At 68.5% G+C, this 238-nt stretch carries 1 protein-coding gene; it reads right to left on the reverse strand.

Annotation, left to right across the window (positions count from 1 at the left end; genetic code table 11):
- A partial coding sequence (locus tag ACQG3P_RS23235; protein WP_426806358.1) for a POTRA domain-containing protein occupies positions 1–238 on the reverse strand: 238 nt, incomplete at both ends.

Genomic DNA, 238 nt, shown 5'->3' on the forward strand with positions numbered 1-238 from the left:
AGACCTCGTCGCCCTGGTCGTTGCTGCCGGTGACCGGCGGCGTTTCGCCATCCACCGAGTCGAAGGAGCCCAGACGCTGCAGGCGGATCTTGGCACGGTCGATCGCGGCCTGCGAGTACCTGCTGTTCTCGAACTGGCGCATTTCACGACGCAGCACTTCAGCGGAGGTGCGGGGGGTGCCCGTGAACACGATGCGGCGCACGCCCACGCGGGGGCCCGGCACGCCCGGCATGTTGAT

This window comes from Stenotrophomonas sp. SrG (genome assembly GCF_050031795.1).
Classification (GTDB): Bacteria; Pseudomonadota; Gammaproteobacteria; order Xanthomonadales; family Xanthomonadaceae; genus Stenotrophomonas; species Stenotrophomonas rhizophila_A.